General features: G+C 55.7%; 18 protein-coding genes. 8 read left to right on the top strand and 10 right to left on the bottom strand.

The annotated features are described in order from the left end of the window. On the bottom strand, positions 1-579 hold a 579-nt coding region (locus QFX31_RS01765), incomplete at its 3' end, for a class I SAM-dependent methyltransferase (protein ID WP_348530426.1). A gap of 32 nt (positions 580-611) precedes the next feature. Here QFX31_RS01765 and QFX31_RS01760 point away from each other — a divergent pair. The 4 genes from QFX31_RS01760 (at position 612) to argJ (ending at position 4,427) form a co-directional block, all read left to right on the top strand. Next, positions 612-1,571 carry an ADP-ribosylglycohydrolase family protein gene (locus QFX31_RS01760; protein WP_348530425.1) on the top strand — a complete coding sequence of 320 codons (960 nt, stop codon included), beginning with the start codon at positions 612-614 and terminating at the stop codon, positions 1,569-1,571. Positions 1,572-1,610: 39 nt separating this feature from the next. Beyond that, entirely contained in the window at positions 1,611-2,636 is a 1,026-nt protein-coding gene (argC, locus tag QFX31_RS01755; RefSeq protein ID WP_348530424.1) for an N-acetyl-gamma-glutamyl-phosphate reductase, read from the top strand. 151 nt (positions 2,637-2,787) lie between these two features. After that, a complete protein-coding gene (locus QFX31_RS01750) occupies positions 2,788-3,264 on the top strand; it encodes a CBS domain-containing protein (RefSeq protein ID WP_348530423.1) in 477 nt (158 codons plus the stop codon). Continuing rightward, positions 3,261-4,427 (top strand): bifunctional ornithine acetyltransferase/N-acetylglutamate synthase, encoded by a 1,167-nt coding sequence (gene argJ / locus QFX31_RS01745; protein ID WP_348530422.1) that lies wholly within the window; start codon positions 3,261-3,263, stop codon positions 4,425-4,427. The genes QFX31_RS01750 and argJ overlap by 4 nt, the downstream gene beginning before the upstream one ends. A 230-nt stretch (positions 4,428-4,657) precedes the next feature. Here argJ and QFX31_RS01740 read toward each other — a convergent pair whose 3' ends face one another. The 5 genes from QFX31_RS01740 to QFX31_RS01720 all read right to left on the bottom strand — a co-directional run bounded on the left by QFX31_RS01740 (position 4,658) and on the right by QFX31_RS01720 (position 9,413). Continuing rightward, the gene (locus QFX31_RS01740) at positions 4,658-6,100 is read right to left on the bottom strand and encodes a pentapeptide repeat-containing protein (protein ID WP_348530421.1); all 1,443 of its coding nucleotides are present in this window, start codon (positions 6,098-6,100) and stop codon (positions 4,658-4,660) included. A gap of 143 nt (positions 6,101-6,243) precedes the next feature. Continuing rightward, a complete protein-coding gene (locus QFX31_RS01735; protein ID WP_348530420.1) occupies positions 6,244-6,861 on the bottom strand; it encodes a hypothetical protein in 618 nt (205 codons plus the stop codon). Next, positions 6,858-8,591 (bottom strand): glycine--tRNA ligase, encoded by a 1,734-nt coding sequence (gene glyS, locus QFX31_RS01730; RefSeq protein WP_348530419.1) that lies wholly within the window; start codon positions 8,589-8,591, stop codon positions 6,858-6,860. The genes QFX31_RS01735 and glyS overlap by 4 nt, the downstream gene beginning before the upstream one ends. Positions 8,592-8,645: 54 nt before the next feature. Beyond that, complete coding sequence (locus QFX31_RS01725) at positions 8,646-9,047, bottom strand: hypothetical protein (RefSeq protein ID WP_348530418.1); 402 nt, start codon at positions 9,045-9,047, stop codon at positions 8,646-8,648. Between the two features lie 165 nt (positions 9,048-9,212). Continuing rightward, on the bottom strand, positions 9,213-9,413 hold the full coding sequence (locus QFX31_RS01720; protein ID WP_348530417.1) for a hypothetical protein: 201 nt from the start codon (positions 9,411-9,413) through the stop codon (positions 9,213-9,215). Between the two features lie 139 nt (positions 9,414-9,552). On the opposite strand from QFX31_RS01720, the gene QFX31_RS01715 reads away from it, so the two are divergent. After that, a complete protein-coding gene (locus QFX31_RS01715; RefSeq protein WP_348530416.1) occupies positions 9,553-9,930 on the top strand; it encodes a signal recognition particle protein Srp19 in 378 nt (125 codons plus the stop codon). Here QFX31_RS01715 and QFX31_RS01710 read toward each other — a convergent pair. From QFX31_RS01710 to QFX31_RS01700, 3 genes are all read right to left on the bottom strand, one after another. Then, on the bottom strand, positions 9,927-10,211 hold the full coding sequence (locus QFX31_RS01710) for a DUF211 domain-containing protein (protein ID WP_297757073.1): 285 nt from the start codon (positions 10,209-10,211) through the stop codon (positions 9,927-9,929). The two genes, QFX31_RS01715 and QFX31_RS01710, sit on opposite strands and share 4 nt — an antisense overlap. Before the next feature lie 217 nt (positions 10,212-10,428). After that, on the bottom strand, positions 10,429-11,538 hold the full coding sequence (locus tag QFX31_RS01705) for an inositol-3-phosphate synthase (RefSeq protein ID WP_348530415.1): 1,110 nt from the start codon (positions 11,536-11,538) through the stop codon (positions 10,429-10,431). Positions 11,539-12,008: 470 nt separating this feature from the next. After that, positions 12,009-12,869: a hypothetical protein gene (locus tag QFX31_RS01700; RefSeq protein ID WP_348530414.1), complete on the bottom strand. Its 861-nt coding sequence runs from the start codon at positions 12,867-12,869 to the stop codon at positions 12,009-12,011. A 127-nt stretch (positions 12,870-12,996) separates the two neighbouring features. Between QFX31_RS01700 and QFX31_RS01695 the strand changes: the two genes are divergently transcribed. The 3 genes from QFX31_RS01695 (at position 12,997) to QFX31_RS01685 (ending at position 15,390) form a co-directional block, all read left to right on the top strand. Further along, positions 12,997-13,491: a M48 family metallopeptidase gene (locus tag QFX31_RS01695; protein WP_348530413.1), complete on the top strand. Its 495-nt coding sequence runs from the start codon at positions 12,997-12,999 to the stop codon at positions 13,489-13,491. Positions 13,492-13,645: 154 nt separating this feature from the next. Further along, positions 13,646-14,203 (top strand): HemK2/MTQ2 family protein methyltransferase, encoded by a 558-nt coding sequence (locus QFX31_RS01690; RefSeq protein ID WP_348530412.1) that lies wholly within the window; start codon positions 13,646-13,648, stop codon positions 14,201-14,203. Positions 14,204-14,430: 227 nt separating this feature from the next. After that, positions 14,431-15,390 carry an NAD-dependent epimerase/dehydratase family protein gene (locus tag QFX31_RS01685; RefSeq protein WP_348530411.1) on the top strand — a complete coding sequence of 320 codons (960 nt, stop codon included), beginning with the start codon at positions 14,431-14,433 and terminating at the stop codon, positions 15,388-15,390. A 176-nt stretch (positions 15,391-15,566) separates the two neighbouring features. Here the strand turns inward: QFX31_RS01685 and QFX31_RS01680 are convergent, their stop codons facing one another. After that, a complete protein-coding gene (locus QFX31_RS01680) occupies positions 15,567-15,803 on the bottom strand; it encodes a hypothetical protein (protein WP_296608358.1) in 237 nt (78 codons plus the stop codon). Between the last annotated feature and the right edge of the window lie 199 nt (positions 15,804-16,002).

Below are 16,002 nucleotides of genomic sequence, written 5' to 3'. Positions count from 1 at the left end.
GCCGCCCCTGCGCGTGACCCTTATGATCTCTCCGGCCATCACAGATCTCTGCGGCCTGACCAGATGCCCCACGACGTGAAAGGCGAAGACCGCATCGAATGTCCCATCCCTGAAGGGGAGCAGCCTGCCGTCAGCTGCTACAAGTTCCAGATCCCCGTGGATTTCTTTTGAGGATGTGGTTCCGGCATCACCTCCCTTATCGAAGATGACGGATACATCTTTAATCGATCTCGAAAGCCCGAGCGCCCCTGGGGATATATCGATGGCCACGATGCGCCATCCTCTGCCGATCATCCCCCGAAGGGTCTTCCCGCTGCCACATCCAAGCTCGAGTACCCTGGAGCCGCAGGGAAGCTCAGGGATCTCCCGCGTGATGCCTCCCCACGATCTCCCACTCCGGCGGTAAAACAGATCCCAGCTATCGCGCAGATTCATGCAGTGTGGTTCTGCAGACCTCTCCGGCGCGCTCTTAAATGCCCCGGGCGACCAGACTGGAGAGGCCGACGCATTCGATGGCATTGCCGGATCTGAGAGATCTGGATTTAAAGGCCGCATCGTCTCATGCAGCGAGCTGGCCAAGCTTTTTGTCCTCTGCATTTTAATTCAACAGCATGGATCTTCTCGATAAGTTTATCGGTTCGCTTCTCGGATCCGCGGTCGGCGATGCTCTCGGGATGCCGCTTGAGGGGTTCTCGGCTCTGGAGATACAGCGAGCATTTGGAAGAGTTGTCGATATGCTTCCTGCGCCCGAGCATCACTTCCATTACGGGCTCCGGGCAGGCCAGTACACAGACGATACTGAGGAGACCCTGATCCTGGCGGAGTCCCTCCTCGAGGCTCAGGGCTTCTCAGGTGATGTTTTTGCAGAGCATCTGGTCAGATGGGGATCCAAATGGATACTGGACGAGAGGCTCAACAGAGGTGTGGGGATAACAACAAGATCCGCGATAGAGAACATGCTCTCAGGAAAGCCCTGGCAGGAGGCCGGTGTCAGCATAGAGACCTGTGGAGCTGCGATGAGGGCTGCGCCGATCGGCCTCGTCTACCACTGGGATCTGAGCATGGTCTCAAGGTACTCCGAGCTCCAGAGCATAGTCACCCACAGAAGCCGCGCAGCCAGGGCGGGAGCTGTTGCGGTCGCTGTTGGTGCTGCTCTATCTCTTCTCGATCTCCCGCGCATGAGGATCCTGGAGGTATCAACAGAGATAGCCTCGAGGATCTCTCCAGATCTCGGAAGAAAGCTGGAGGAGGTGAGGGTGCTTCTCCACTCGGACAGAGATCCATCGGATGCGCTGGAACTCCTTGGTACATCTCCGTCTGTGCATGATGCTGTGCCCTCTGCGTTCTACTGCTTTGTGCGCCTTGAGCCGGAGGAGGCCCTTGTGGAGGCGGTCAATGCCGGCGGCGATACGGACTCTGTGGCATCGATGGCGGGGGCTCTTGCAGGCGCCCGGTATGGGACCTCATGGATACCTGAGCGGTGGCTATCCCAGCTGGAGAACAGAGATATGATCGAGGAGCTGGGAAGAGATCTCGGCCGGCTCAGCCTGAGACTCTCCGGCAGAGTGTAGCGCCGCAGATTTATATCAGCAGAGAGCTTTTCAAGCAGCATGATAGACATAGGAATAGTTGGCGGTTCAGGCTATACAGGCGGCGAGCTGCTCCGCCTTCTCTCCGTACATCCATCCGCAAATATCGTCTGCGTCACGTCCAGAAAGCTTGCCGGAAAGCCGGTGGTCTCCGTACATCAGCATCTCAGAGGCATGCTCGATCTAAAGTTTGAGTCTCCATCGCCTTCTGAGATAGCCCAGAGGTGCGATGTCGTGTTCACAGCTGTGCCTCATGGAACTGCGATGGACTGGGTTCCGGAGCTGCTGGACAATGGCGCAAAGGTGATCGATCTGAGCGCAGACTACAGGCTGCCCGTGGACGTATTCGAGAAGACATACGGGATAAAGCACAGGGCTCCGAGGGACGCTGTCTTCGGCCTGCCTGAGCTGCACCCCGAGGTTGCAGGCGCGTCTCTTGTGGGGAATCCAGGATGCTACCCCACAGGCGCTACGCTGGCCGTCGCGCCACTGGCGAGAGCCGGGATGATTGACCGCGTGGTCTTCGATTCCAAGTCAGGAATATCAGGTGCTGGCGCCGAGCCGACGGAGACCAGCCACTACCCGAACCTGGCGGAGAACATAAGGTGCTACAGGGTGACGAACCACAGGCACGTGCCTGAGATAAAGCAGGAGCTCTCCCGGCTCCAGAGCGACATCAGGATCAGCTTCACTCCGCATGTGATACCGGCAGTTCGCGGCATTCTGACAACAGCTCATGTGTTCGTGAAGGATTCATTCTCGGATAAAATACAGGACAGGGAATTCGTGTCGAAACTGTACAGCGACTTCTACAGAAATGCCAGGTTCGTGAGGCTTGTGGATGGTGTGCCGATGCTGGGCAACGTCCGCTGCTCGAACTTCTGCGATATCGGCTTTGAGATAGAGAGGAACAGCGACCGCGTGGTTGTGATATCAGCGATAGATAACCTGGTCAAGGGCGCATCCGGCCAGGCGATCCAGAACATGAACCTGATGATGGGCCTGGATGAGACAGCCGGTCTCTGGTTCCCAGGCGGTGCGCCTTGATATAGAAATAATGGTGCAGAACTCCGGTATTCTGGCCAAGAGGAAGTCAATTTAGCGAGTGTGACTGCATAACGGGCTGAGGAGATAGCCTGGAAAATACTACGAAACCTCACAAGAGGCGCTGAAGCAACACCTTGGCTGGGAGGTCACAATGCTGGTTAAGGACATCATGAACAGAAACCCTGTCACCTGCCAGGCGAGCGATCCCATAGCAGAGGCGGCTCGCCTTCTCAGGGAAAACAGGATAAGCGGCATGCCCGTGCTCGATGGGGATGAGCTTGTGGGCGTGATATCTGAATCGGATCTCCTGAGGATCCTCTCCACAAAGGACGACCGCGGAGAGCTCTGGCTCCCGAGCCCCTTCGAGATATTTGAGATCCCGGTGAGGGATGTGATACGCTGGGAGCGCATGAAGCGCTCTCTGGATGAGATAACAAAGATGCGTGTATCGGATGTCATGAGCAGGAAGCCCATAACAGTGAGCCCGGATGCATCGATAGAGGAGGCTGCAGCGATGATGACGAAGCACAGAATAAACAGGCTGCCGGTCGTCGAGGGATCCAGGCTGGTGGGGATACTGACCCGCGGAGACATCATAAGCGGCCTGGGCTCAGCGGAGGTATCATGAGAGAGATCGATGGCGGTATATGCGCTGTGCCTGGCGTGAGGGCATGCGGGGTGAAGCGCGGGAGGTACGGCGTCGCGATGATCGCATGCTCCGGATATGCAGCTGGCGTCTTCACGAGGAACAGGGTGAGGGCTGCGCCAATAGAGGTGACCATTGACCATCTGAGAAGATCAGGAGGGAGAATTGAGGGGATAATCGCGAACAGCGGATCTGCAAATGCATACACGGGCGTGCGCGGCATCAGGGATGCGGAGAGGATGGCCGGCATAATGGCCGGGATGATCGGATGCGGCCCCGAGATGATCGGCGTCGCATCGACGGGCGTCATAGGCCGCTACCTGGATCTCGATCTCATCTCCTCGCTCGCAGATGAGGCTGCACCAGCGCTCCGATCAGGCCCTGATGCGAGCAGGGAGGCCGCCCAGGCGATAATGACAACTGATACAAAAGTCAAAGAGGTCGCTGTCGAGCATGAGGGATTTCGGATAGGCGGGATATGCAAGGGCGCGGGCATGATAGAGCCTGATATGGCGACGATGCTGGCGTTCATCTACACAGATGCTGATGTCGGCCCGGAGCTCTACAGGTTCTTGAAAGACGCAGTGGATGTGAGCTTCAACATGCTGACAGTCGATGGAGACACGAGCACAAACGACACCGTGCTCCTGACCAGCACCCGGGCGGTTGAATGCGATCCAGAATCATTCAGAGAGGCGCTGGAGCATGTATGCGTGCGCTTGACCAAAATGATCGCCAGGGACGGCGAGGGCGCGACAAAGGCGATGGAGGTTGAGGTCACAGGAGCAGCATCCAGCGAGGATGCGCGGAGGGCCGCGAAGAGCATAGCGAGAAGCAATCTCGTCAAGGCCGCGCTCTACGGCGAGGATCCGAACTGGGGGAGGATCGTGTGCGCTGCCGGTCGATCCGGGGCTGAGTTCGACCCCTCGAGGGTATCCTTAAGAATGAGCTCCAGGAGCGGCTCCGTGCTGCTTGTGGATCGCGGGATCATAGTCGATGGCGTTCTGGAAGAGGCGAAGAAGGTCATGTCCAGCGATGAGATCTTAATCCAGATAGACCTCGGCGCAGGATCAGCGAGCGCCCGCGGCTTCGGATGCGATCTGACCCACGAGTATGTTAACATCAATGCGAAGTACACGACGTAGAGCGGGATGGGGCAGAGATCCGTCAACTGCTACGGGCTGGGGGCAGGATTTTTCGCTACCCATGTGGCCCAGAGGATCTATGAATTGACAGTATGCTGGGTGGTTCGTCTTTGCGAGATGTGCTGAAGGGGCGAATCCGCAGATGTGTCTTTGATGTGAGCGCTTCAGAGAACCGCGCTGAAGTTCAGATACTCCAGCAGTGGTATGCAAGAGTTCGTTCTGGTCAAATCCTACCTTATCATCACCCTCCCGAGGCTGACCAGAAACAGTGAGAGGAAGAACCACCCCAGGACTCCCTCCAGGATCACAAGGTACCTGTAGATGCCTGAGGGCCTGAAGTCCAAGCTGCTTGTTGAGTATAGATACACAAGCGCACTGAAGTAAATGCTCTCATGGAGTGATGCGGGTGTTCCCTCAGCTGGCGAATCCTCCCTAAGGCGCTCCGGATTTTCTTTCACAGGCTGCCTCTGGATTCCCTTTCCGAGGTAGAAGACCATACCGAACAGTGCCATCACCACGATCGACCAGACGAAGGGATAGCTCGGCCTGACCCCGTAGCCACATGTTATCCATGCGAGGTAATCGATGATCCTGCCCCAGCCGAAGGGCTTTCTGCGCTGCGCCTCCCTCCTGTAATCGTAGTAGCAGTCGTCAGCATCCTCAAACCACTCCAGGTCCTGGTAGTTCTTGACCAGAGCGAGATAGGTTGCGCCGTCGTAGAGGAGATGATCCTTCATTTGGGACCATGGCGCTGTGAGCCTCCTGAACTCAGCGCCCTTCAGGTTTATCCTCGATGCGCTCCCGAATGTTGTGTTCTCCAAGACAAACGCATCGATGCGCGCGCTGTTCAGGTTGAGATCGCCCAGGAAATGCGTGCCTGCGAAGTTTGCGAGACCCTCGAACTGTGTAAGCCCGAAGATCGCGTCACCCTCGAATGTGATATCTCCGAAGTAAACAGCCTTATCAAACCTTGCAAGGGCGAAGTTCGCATCACCCCTGAACACAGACCCCTCGAAAGATGTGTATCCCGCGAAGCTCGACATGCCGAAGTTCGCGTCCTCCTCGAACTCTGTGCTCATGAAGCCAGCCCCGTCGCTGAACTCTGTGTTCAGGCAGATAAAATCCCCGGAGATGCGGGCTCCGTAAAAATCAGCAAACCCCTGGAATGCGGAGCTTGAAATTCGCAGCCCTCCAAGAAACGCGCTCTCGGCAAAGTACCCGTAGTCGTCAAAGGCTGTGAAGTTCATCTCAGCAGCTCCCGAGAACCTGGATCCGGAGAAGCTCGCATCCCGCTTGAAGTGAGCTCCCTCGAAGCTTGCATCGCCTGAGACCTCGATCTGATCGAAGATCGCGCCCTGGGAGAACACAGCAGACTCGAAAGTGAGATCGTCGAACCTGGTGCCGGTGAGGTTCACAGCGCCCTCAAACACCACTCCGCTGAGGTCCGCATCGCCAATCTCTGAGTCCGTGATGACGAACTCCCTTCTCACAATCCTCGGCTCTATTCCGGATAGGTTCAGGGATCCTGAGACGGTTACGCCATCGAGAATAACAGACTCTCCAGAGATCACCCTCTGCATGATCTCGTCAGCAGCGACTGTAATCGCAGACGAATCAGGTGTTACGCTGATCAGCAGAAGCAGAAGGATCGAACTCCTGAGCCGGCAGATCATCTTTTATTGGGTGACCGGCAATCTATCTAAATCTGCCGGAATGTGAAGCGAGAGATCGCGTTTCATCTGCATGCATCTGCTGCACAAGGGCGCGCGGAGCGCGAAGGTGCAGTGGCTGCTGAAAGGTGGAGGCATGCATCATCTCATAGCATCGATGCTCCTGCCATCAGCGCGCCGGCTACTAAGGGTATTGTGAAGTTGTCGTCCACCGACCTGCCCTTTACGAAGATCGGCACAGAATCTGCAAGGGTCGCGCCTGCAGCACCCGCCAGGTACACATGTGGTGGTATGTGAGTGAAGCTGGAGGAGAGAACGCCCAGGAGCACGCAGACCGTGAGCATGGCCGCCGAAACGACCCGAGGCTTTCTCTTCCGTGGAGTGCCGGGATCGCGCACGTTTGATCCCACGACCACAGATCCGACGATGCCGCTGGCAGCATCGCCTATGCAGAGCATGAGTATCGCCAGCGCGGCGATCACCTCGCTGAAAAGAACCACAGTCAAAAGACATCCTGATATGTAGAAGAAATATCCTGCCACGCGCCCCTGCTCGCTCTCCCTGACCTCGGGGAGCCGTATCATCCCTCTGAGCCTGAGCGTCTCCAGGACGACCGCAACAAGCAGTGCTGTGGCGACGAACCAGACCGTTATGCACCAGCCGGCCTTGAGGAGGAGGATCGGCACGGACAGGCCGGTGAGATGTATGGCCTTCCTCCTGATCTCCCTGATCAGACAGGCGCGCCAGTTCTCGGCAGCCATCATGCTTTTACAGGTGCGCCGGCCTCTGAGAAGCAGAGAGCTCCGGAAAGGAGATCCCTGATGACATCAACCGCTCTGTCCTCTCCGATCCTGATCTGCTTCATTGTGTCCCTGTCCCGCACCGTGACCGTCCCGTCCTCGAGCGTCTGGTAATCGACGGTGATGCAGTACGGTGTCCCAATCTCATCGTTGCGCCTGTACCTCCGCCCGATCGATCCGGATGTGTCGAACTCCGCGAGCATGCCGCATCTCCTGAACGCATCGAAGATCCTCCTCGCAGGCTCGACCAGCTCATCCTTGTCCATGAGTGGGAGAATCGCGACATCCACGGGGGATATGCCGGGCAGGAACCTCAGCACCACCCTTGTCTCGCCCTCCACAGGCTCTTCGTGATAGGAATGCTCGAGCACCGTGTACAGGATCCTGTCTATCCCGAAGGAGGGCTCGATGACGTGCGGCACCACCTCCTCGCCGCGTATCTCCTCCTCTATCTCCTCCACAGATACAAGGCCCCTCTCGATCTCGTATGTCTCGCCATCCACTGTGACCTTTATGGTATCGTCTTTGAGATTCGAGAGATCCATCGCCTGGATGGCTTCTGCTATCGCCTTTGCTCTGCCCTTGAACCTGGGCCCAAGCGCCTTCATGTCAGGCTTTACAGCGATCCTTTTGCGCCTGACCGGCTCAGGGTAGTGTACGAACACGCTCAGGTTCGCCTTGCTAAGAGCCATGTGGGACCTGAGATCGTAGTCAGTGCGGTCTGCTATGCCGACGATCTCTATCCAGCCGAGACGGTCGAGCAGGACCTCTGCATCCCAGCAGTCAGCTGCATAATGCGCCATCTCATCCGCCTTGTGCTGTCTGAACCTGAGCCGCTCCCTGTCAACGCCAACAGCCACCAGGTACTCATAGGTCCTTGCGACGAAGTACGCGAGGATCTCATGTGCTATGATTCCGCGCTCCACGGCCTCTCCGACGGTCATCTCATCGACCTGGCCGCGCTCCTGAGCCTCCCTGGAGTATAGCCTCAGCCGGAGATCTTTAACCTCTGAGAATCGCGGATGGTGTTTGTTCCTGGGATCTATGAAGACCTCTGCTTCGGCCTGGCTGAACTCCCTGAGCCGTATCACCCCCTGCCTCGGTGATATCTCATTCCTGTAGGATCTTCCAATCTGGACAGCGCCGAAGGGCAGGGAATCGCGGTAGTACCTGAGAAGCCTCTGGAAGTTTATGAACATGCCCTGCGCTGTCTCAGGCCTGAGGTACCCGGGATGCCTGTTGCCAGGACCGATCGCGGTTCTGAACATCAGGTTGAACTCGTACACCTCAGAGAGTTCCCCACCGCACTCCGGACAGGTGATATCGTTCTCCTTTATAACCCTGTATATCTCCTCAGCTGAGAGAGCATCGGGTACCTCCACGATGTGCTTTATGAGATGATCTGCCCTGTATATCTCCTTGCAATCCTTGCACTCTGTTAAAGGATCGGAGAAGCCGCTCAGATGGCCTGATGCCCTGAAAACCTCCTCGATGCCTATCGTCGGGCACTCGATCTCTGCGAACCCCTCTCCTATGACGAAGAATCTCCTCCAGATGTCCTCTATCCTCCTCTTCAGCCTGGCTCCGAGAGGACCGTAGTCGTAGAAGCCAGCAGCACCACCGTAGAGCTCGAAGGACGGCCACATGAAGCCACGTCTTCTCGCCAGCTCGGTCACCTGCTCGTACCTGTCCATACCAAAATCCTCCGATGGTAGGATCGCACGTGATAATTTAACCTTTATCCTGGGCTAGAGGTTCTCCAGGCTGTTTCCGAGAACAGCGGTCCACCACCATCTCGCCATGTCCACGAGATCCTTGCTGAACGCCCCTGAGAGCCTGTACTCTCCCCCTCTTATGGAGATCAGGCCCGCGCCAAGAAGCTTGTTCCTCATCGCATAGAATGCCGACCTGCTTATCCCAAGCTCTCTGATCAAGCTCTCCCACTCGTCTGTCCTCAGCGGGTTTCCCTCACGCATCCTCTCCTCGACGATGCCCAGAAACCTCCTTCCCCGCATCGCGGTCGTCTCATCCTTGAACAAGCGCAGCATCAGCTCATGATACGGATCCCTGGATCTGCTTATCATGTACTCAGGCTTCGATCTCACCTTGATCGTGGTCGCGGTCCTCGGAGCATTCTTGATGCTGGTCATGATCCGAACTCTCTTTACATGCATCCAAATATTCTGCGGTTCTCCAGCGTCTCGGTATCTCACCGTTGAGGGCATGTGGCTGTCGGGACTCATGCGGTGAATAAGCCAGTGAATGCTGAGCTCGCAGGCCATCCGGTCGCTTCGAGTCTGCTCACTGCAACATGCTCATCTTCTCCTCGGCCTGTACCTTCTTGTGACGAATCTGTGAGCTCTGTAGTCCCTGCCCACAGAATCGCCGACGAACCTCTCAACCCGCATCTCCCTGTCCCTTCTGCTCCTCGCCATGTAGACGACCACCAGGTAATTCAAAGCAAAGAATGCAGGCAGCATCAGGAGGCATATCAGCAGGATCTTCCACATCTCCATGAGATGGTGTATACAACCACCACTATAAAGATGCATGTCGTTGTGCCGGTGAAGAGCTGTGCTCTCAATCCCCCAAAACAGCAGACGCCATTTCTGGATCTCACACTGTAGAGGCACTCACATCAATCGCAATGGATTGATGATAGAGAATAAACAGTGCGCAAACTCCGGTCTTCAGCCGGAGAGGAAGTCACTGTCCCAAAAGCTTAAGTGGATACTGAACAGAGAGATCCACATGCCTGAGGATCGGCTCGTCATATGGCCTGCTTACTTTGATCTGGACCGGAGCAGGGATCAGGGCAGAAGGGTCGCCACAGCAGATGCGGTGCGCAATCCGAAGCTGGAGGATATAATCCGCGTCTCCGAGGATCTCGGCCTGGATCCCGTGGTGGAGCGTGAGAAGTGCTATCCGAAGAGCTGGTACGACCAGCCCGGCAGGGTGCTGGTTCTGAAGAAGGGCAGCAAAACGAAGACGCTGAGGAGCATAGCGAGGGCTCTGAAGAAGAGGAGATCCTAGGGCTCCTGGCAGGTATCGATCTCCTCCACCATCTCCCTGCCAGCGACAACCTGATCGATGCTGTGAACAGCGCCGCCGAACTCCTGGATGAGCTTCTCCACAGCGAGATAGTCTATGTTGTCACCCTCGATGGTGACCTTAACAGTCTCTGTCTGCCTGTCCACCTCAAACAAGCTCATGTTGACCCCCTTCACGCCCTTGAGATTGCTGAGCACGTTCGCAAGCTCTATGATCGTGGGCTTATGCGGCTTCAGCACATCTAAAACTATGCGTCGTATCATAATACCTCCCGAATTCTGGGATGAGCAGCATATTCACAATCGCGTATAGTCCTCTCGTCAACCTTCTGCCCAAGAGCAGCATGCTGATGCACTTTACATCTACAAAATTTTATATCAGGATGTTGGACTTTGGATATCTCGCTCAGTTTGCAATCATCTGCAAGTACAGCCGTGATCTTCACATGCTCCAGGATGGGGAATCACACAGCATGGAATGCTAAACTTTTGCCTCGATCACGCTCTTCGACTCTGCTATGAACCTCTCGACGAGCTCTCTGGCCACCTCGTCCGGGTACTGGACGGGGGGGTGCTTCATCGTATAGGACGAAATCTCCAGAAGGGGTCCGCCGATGCCTCTCTCGATCGCCAGCTTGCACACCCTTATCGCATCGATCGTGCAGCCTGCGCTGTTGGGCGAGTCCTCAACAGAGAGCCTGAGCTCCAGATTTATGGGAACGTCCCCGAAGATCCTCCCCTCCATCCGCAGGAAGCAGATCTTGTTGTCCTTCTGCCATGGTATGTAATCACACGGCCCTATGTGTATGTTCTCAGGATCGAGAGGTGCATCCAGAACAGACTGGACGGCCTCTGTCTTTGATATCTTCTTCGATCTAAGCCGATCCCTGCTGAGCATGTTCAGGAAGTCTGTGTTTCCTCCAACGTTGAGCTGATAGGTCCTGTCGAGCCGGCAGCCGCGGTCCATGAAGAGCTTCGCCAGCGTCCTGTGGACTATTGTGGCACCGATCTGCGATTTTATATCGTCTCCGACCACAGGGATGCCCCTTTCCTGGAACCTCATCGCCCATTCCCTGTCGGATGCTATGAAGACGGGCATGCAGTTGATGAAGGCCACGCCAGCATCCAGGGCAGCCTGCGCATAGAACCTCGTCGCTCTCTCAGATCCCACAGGCATGTAGTTTATCAGTATCTCAGCGCCGCTGTCCTCAAGCACCCTCCGAACATCGCATGGCTGCTGATCTGCTACGACGAATGTGCTTTCCTCAGGGTAATCCATCATGTGCGGCGCCACACCATCTAGCACCGGGCCCATCCTGACCTCGACACCCTTGTATGGAACATCTGGATAGAACACCTTGGTGCAGTTCGGCCTGGCAAATATGGCCTCGCTGATATCACGACCGACCTTCCTGGCATCGATATCAAAAGCTGCCACGACATCTATATCACCTGGCCTGTAACCGCAGATGTCGTAGTGCATGAGGCCGACGCACTCCTCCGCGCTCCGGTTTTTGTAATACTCAATGCCCTGGATCAGAGAGCTCGCGCAGTTGCCCACCCCTGCTACTGCCAATCTAATCTTTTTCAATACCTATTCCCCTCCTGGAACCCCTGGAAGCTGGAACTCTGAGACCGGTTCACGCTATTTAGGTAGACGTATATAACTCTATGTCAACTGCTCCGGCCTGAAGGCTGGAGCTTGTCCCTGGCGCCATACGGAGATTCCGACATGTCCGAGACAATAGGCCGGTTGACATCGGCTTGCAAGACCGAGCTCCGAAGAGCGGCGGCCCTGGAGCAGATCCTGGCCTCAAATGCAGGTTTCAGCTTCCGCATTGCTGCGGATTCGGAACGCTCCGATATGCCTGTCGTCATTCCATTGAAACCGTTTCTCCGCAGAGGAGTGTCTTCTCAGTCCGAAGGCATCTCAGGGGAATATTCTGTACAGAAAGATAAGTATTACTGGGTTGGGGTACGCTCCACCACGCCCTGAAGGGCGAGGTTTCCGCCACCAATACACCCAAGGAGATTTCATGATATATGGCTTCAGAAATTCTTTTATAGGTTGAGGACCGGCCCCAGCAGATCGTTCAGCGCCTTCTCAAGATTTGACTTCAGGGATCGCATATCAGACGGGCTGTACGGGAGCTTATGCCCGGGGAATGCCACGTGTTCTCCATTCATGTGGATTACAAGAGCGGGTTTTCCAACAGCATGCGCCATCCCCAGGCCGTACATGACATCAGCGTTTCTCTCTGTGAGATCTGCGATGACCAGTCTTGAGCTGCAGATCGCACGCCATGCCTGCCTGAGGGAGAGCTCTGTCGCTGTTATGCCTCTGAGCATGATCGGCTGGACCCTGAGATTATCGAGCGCAGCCGAGACCGCATCGCATACCTCCTTTTCTCCCTCGCGAGAGAGAACCGCACAGCTGTTCTCCAGGATGTATGGCGCGGGTCCGAAGGCCGGCCTCAGTCTGAGCATGCTGAGCATGCCCATGAAGCGCAGGAACTCAGAATCGACATGCTCTTCGGCCATCCTTCTGAGGTCATCTGCGCGATCCGCAGGTTGCATATCGAGCAGATCCGCAGGGAACTGAAGCAGGAATGGGTCCTCGAAGCCGAACTCCCAGCTCGCCTTGGAGAGAGCCTGGTCTGCGGCGAGCTCGATGTGCTCTGCTGATAGGTACATCGATGAGAGGTTGTTCGGCCTGAACTGCGCGATGACAAGAAGCTTGCTGCGGTCCAGAACGACCACGATGCTGCATGGCAGTGACGATCGCGCGATACCGCGCTGCAGATGTCTTGAATCCGAGATCTCATTGACAAAGCTGACGAACTCATCCAGAAGCGCGTCGACCTTCTTCTGCGTCTCGAGCGGCATAGTGCCGCCTTTCGTTCTCGTGCCCCTGTGGATCATAACTCCTAGCAGAGCATTTTAGGTATATGAAGATGCCACACAGAGATGCCTGGAGGGTGGAACCAACAGAATCTCAAGAGGATGCGAGGTCCGCACACCATATATCGCAAAGTGGGGGTGATCGATTGTGGATGTTGAGATCAGGCGCTCGAAACGCAGACAGAAGACGATTGAGATAAGGCTAAAGGGGGACAGGATAGAAGTCCTGGCTCCGGCCGATATCCCCGATAGGGATCTCGAGGCGCACATCGCCAGGTTCAGGAGCAGGGTGGAGAGGAGGAGATCGAGAGACGACTCCCATCTGGAGCAGAGGGCCATGCGGCTCAACATGAAGTACCTCGGAGGTGCTGTGTCTTGGAAAAGCATCTCGTACTCAGACAGAATGGATAAACGATATGGATCCTGCACGCCATCGGAGGGGACGATAAGGATAAGCTCCCGGCTCAAAGGCATGCCTGTCTGGGTGGAGGATTACGTGATCGTGCACGAGCTCGCGCACATGATCGAGCCGAACCACGGGCCGCGCTTCAGGTCGCTTGTGAACAGATATCCTCTGGCTGAGAGAGCCCGCGGATTCCTTATGGCGATGGATATGTGCAGGAGAAAGACAATGCAAAGCTGAATTTCAGGTTGTGCTGCAGGCTTGCTAATATTTGCATCCAGACATATGCTCAGCAGACCTATGCTCAGATCGAGCACCGGGAAAAGCAAAGCGTGCGTATACTATGCAGGGTCACCGTGTCTGATAAATCTCGCTTCACCAAAAAGGGGGCGAAATGGTGAACGTGTACCCCCCATCTGAGGACACATATCTCCTCATGCGTGCTGCGATCGCTGAAGCCAGGGCCGACGACTCTGTAATAGAGATCGGGTGCGGCTCTGGGGTGATATCAAAATCTCTTGCATCCAGGGTCAGAAGCATACTGGCCACAGATATCAATCCCCATGCTGTGAAAGCAGCGGCATCTCTGGGCATACCTGCGGTCAGAGCGGATCTGTTCCATGGAATAGGCGCGAGATTCGATCTCATTCTTTTCAATCCACCGTATCTGCCCGCAGATGAGGGGTCAGATTCAATTCCTGAGGATGATCGTTGGCTTTCAGCAGCTCTCGACGGCGGAGCTGATGGGAGAGAGGTGATAGCGAGGTTTCTGAGTGGCGCGAAGGGTATCATGAGCCCTCGGGGGAGGATACTTCTCCTCATCTCCTCCCTCACGGGGCTGGAAGAGGTCGTGGAGCTGGCCCAGGCGTTGGGGTTCACCACGGAGATCGTGGCCAGGGAGAGGTACTTCTTCGAGGAGCTGTACGTCCTGAGGCTCAGAGGTTCAGAGTGAAGATCTGCTTCATATCAACAAGCTCGTGGGCTCCAGAGTAGGCTGTAAGGAATCAGTGTGCACTGGCATGATGCTGTGTGGATCCCATGCGGCCGCATGGGGCTATCTCTTAATGATACAAGTACACGACCCAACAAGGAACACTGGCCTCCGGACGATGAGGATTCAGCCACATCTGAACGTAAATCTCCAAAAGATATATCATACCTCTCACGTACCCTCAAAGCATGCCCATACTCAGAGACATGTCGGTTCTGGTAACTGGCGGTGCAGGGTTCATAGGATCTCATCTGGTAGATGCGCTGATAAAACACAATGATGTTACAGTCATAGACAATATGAGCACGGGAAAGCGGGAGTATCTCAGGGCACACGAATCCAATCCGCGCTTCAGGCTCATAGAGGCTGATCTGCTCGACAGGCTTGAGGTCTACGATGCTGTGAAGGACAAGGATATTGTGTTCCATCTCGCTGCCAACCCCTCTGTTGCAGTGGGCGAGACTGATACGAGGGTCCACCTCGAGCAGAACGCCCTCACCACCTACAACCTCCTCGAGGCGATGCGAAGAGCTGGGGTCAGGAGAATAGCGTTCACATCGACATCGACTGTGTATGGGGAGGCGAAGATCATACCCACGCCGGAGGACTACGGCCCGCTGAAGCCGATATCGCTCTACGGGGCATCGAAGCTCGCATGCGAGGCGATGATATCATCTTACTGCCACACGTTCGACATGCAGGCGTGGATATACCGCTTCGCGAACATAGTGGGAGAGCGCGGGAACCACGGGGTTATCGTGGATTTCATAAGAAAGCTAAGGGCAAACCCGAACGAGCTCGAGATTCTCGGATCAGGTGCGCAGCGGAAGTCCTATCTCGATGTCAGGGACTGCGTGGACGCGATGATCCACTGTGTCGAGCATGCAGATGATCAGGTGAACATATACAACATAGGCTCACAGGACACTGTCGATGTCAGGGAGATCGCGGATATAGTCGTCAAAACGATGGGTCTGGACGGTGTGAGGTACAGATTCACCGGAGGGATCGATGGAAGGGGCTGGAAGGGGGATGTGAAGCTGATGTGCCTTTCAACAGATGCGATAAGACAGCTCGGCTGGAGGCCGAGGCTGAGCTCGAGAGAGGCCGTGGCCAGGGCCGCAGAATCGCTGCTCAGGGAGATCTGAGGGAAGCCGCAGCCAGAAAACACGGCCAGCCCATCGGATTCGGCGGATCTGTGGCATCACGAATTGGCAGAGCTAATTACCAATGCCAAATATCTCCGGCATCTCTGTCTTCTTTTCAACCTCACAGGCCAAAAAGATTATGGTTGCCCGCACTTCAACCATGCGGTGGGCGAACTCTACCAGATCCTCTCCCAGCCGCCGTCCTTGGGCCTTATCCTGTAGGTCTTGCCCTTGGCCAGGAGATAATTGTGAAGATCTGCCGCATCCCTGAAGAAGCGCTTGTCGTGGAGGTTGTTGTAGATATCCTCTGACGTAAAACCGCTAAGCTTGCCCCTCCCGTAGATGATCCTCTCGATTGTGTAGTATATGTCATCAAACTTCCTGATCGGCCGGGTCCACTCCTTGAACTTCATCAGACCACCCTGTGTGTTGAGGGCGCGACTGGATATCAAACTTTCGTCCCGGTGGCATCGCATCCGGACGGTTTGTGCTTGAACGATGCCCACAGATTACCGGAAATATCGAGCGAGGCCGACTTTTTATGTTCAGCGACCATAGTCACTTCCTGTATCTGTTCCCCCCGAAATCCAGCTTGCTGGGGTGTCAGGCAAA

Origin of the sequence: Methanothrix sp. (assembly GCF_030055635.1) — an archaeon.
GTDB lineage: Archaea > Halobacteriota > Methanosarcinia > Methanotrichales > Methanotrichaceae > Methanothrix_B.
The sequence above is the reverse complement of the archived record's forward strand: the minus strand, read 5'-3'. Positions and strand labels throughout refer to the sequence as shown.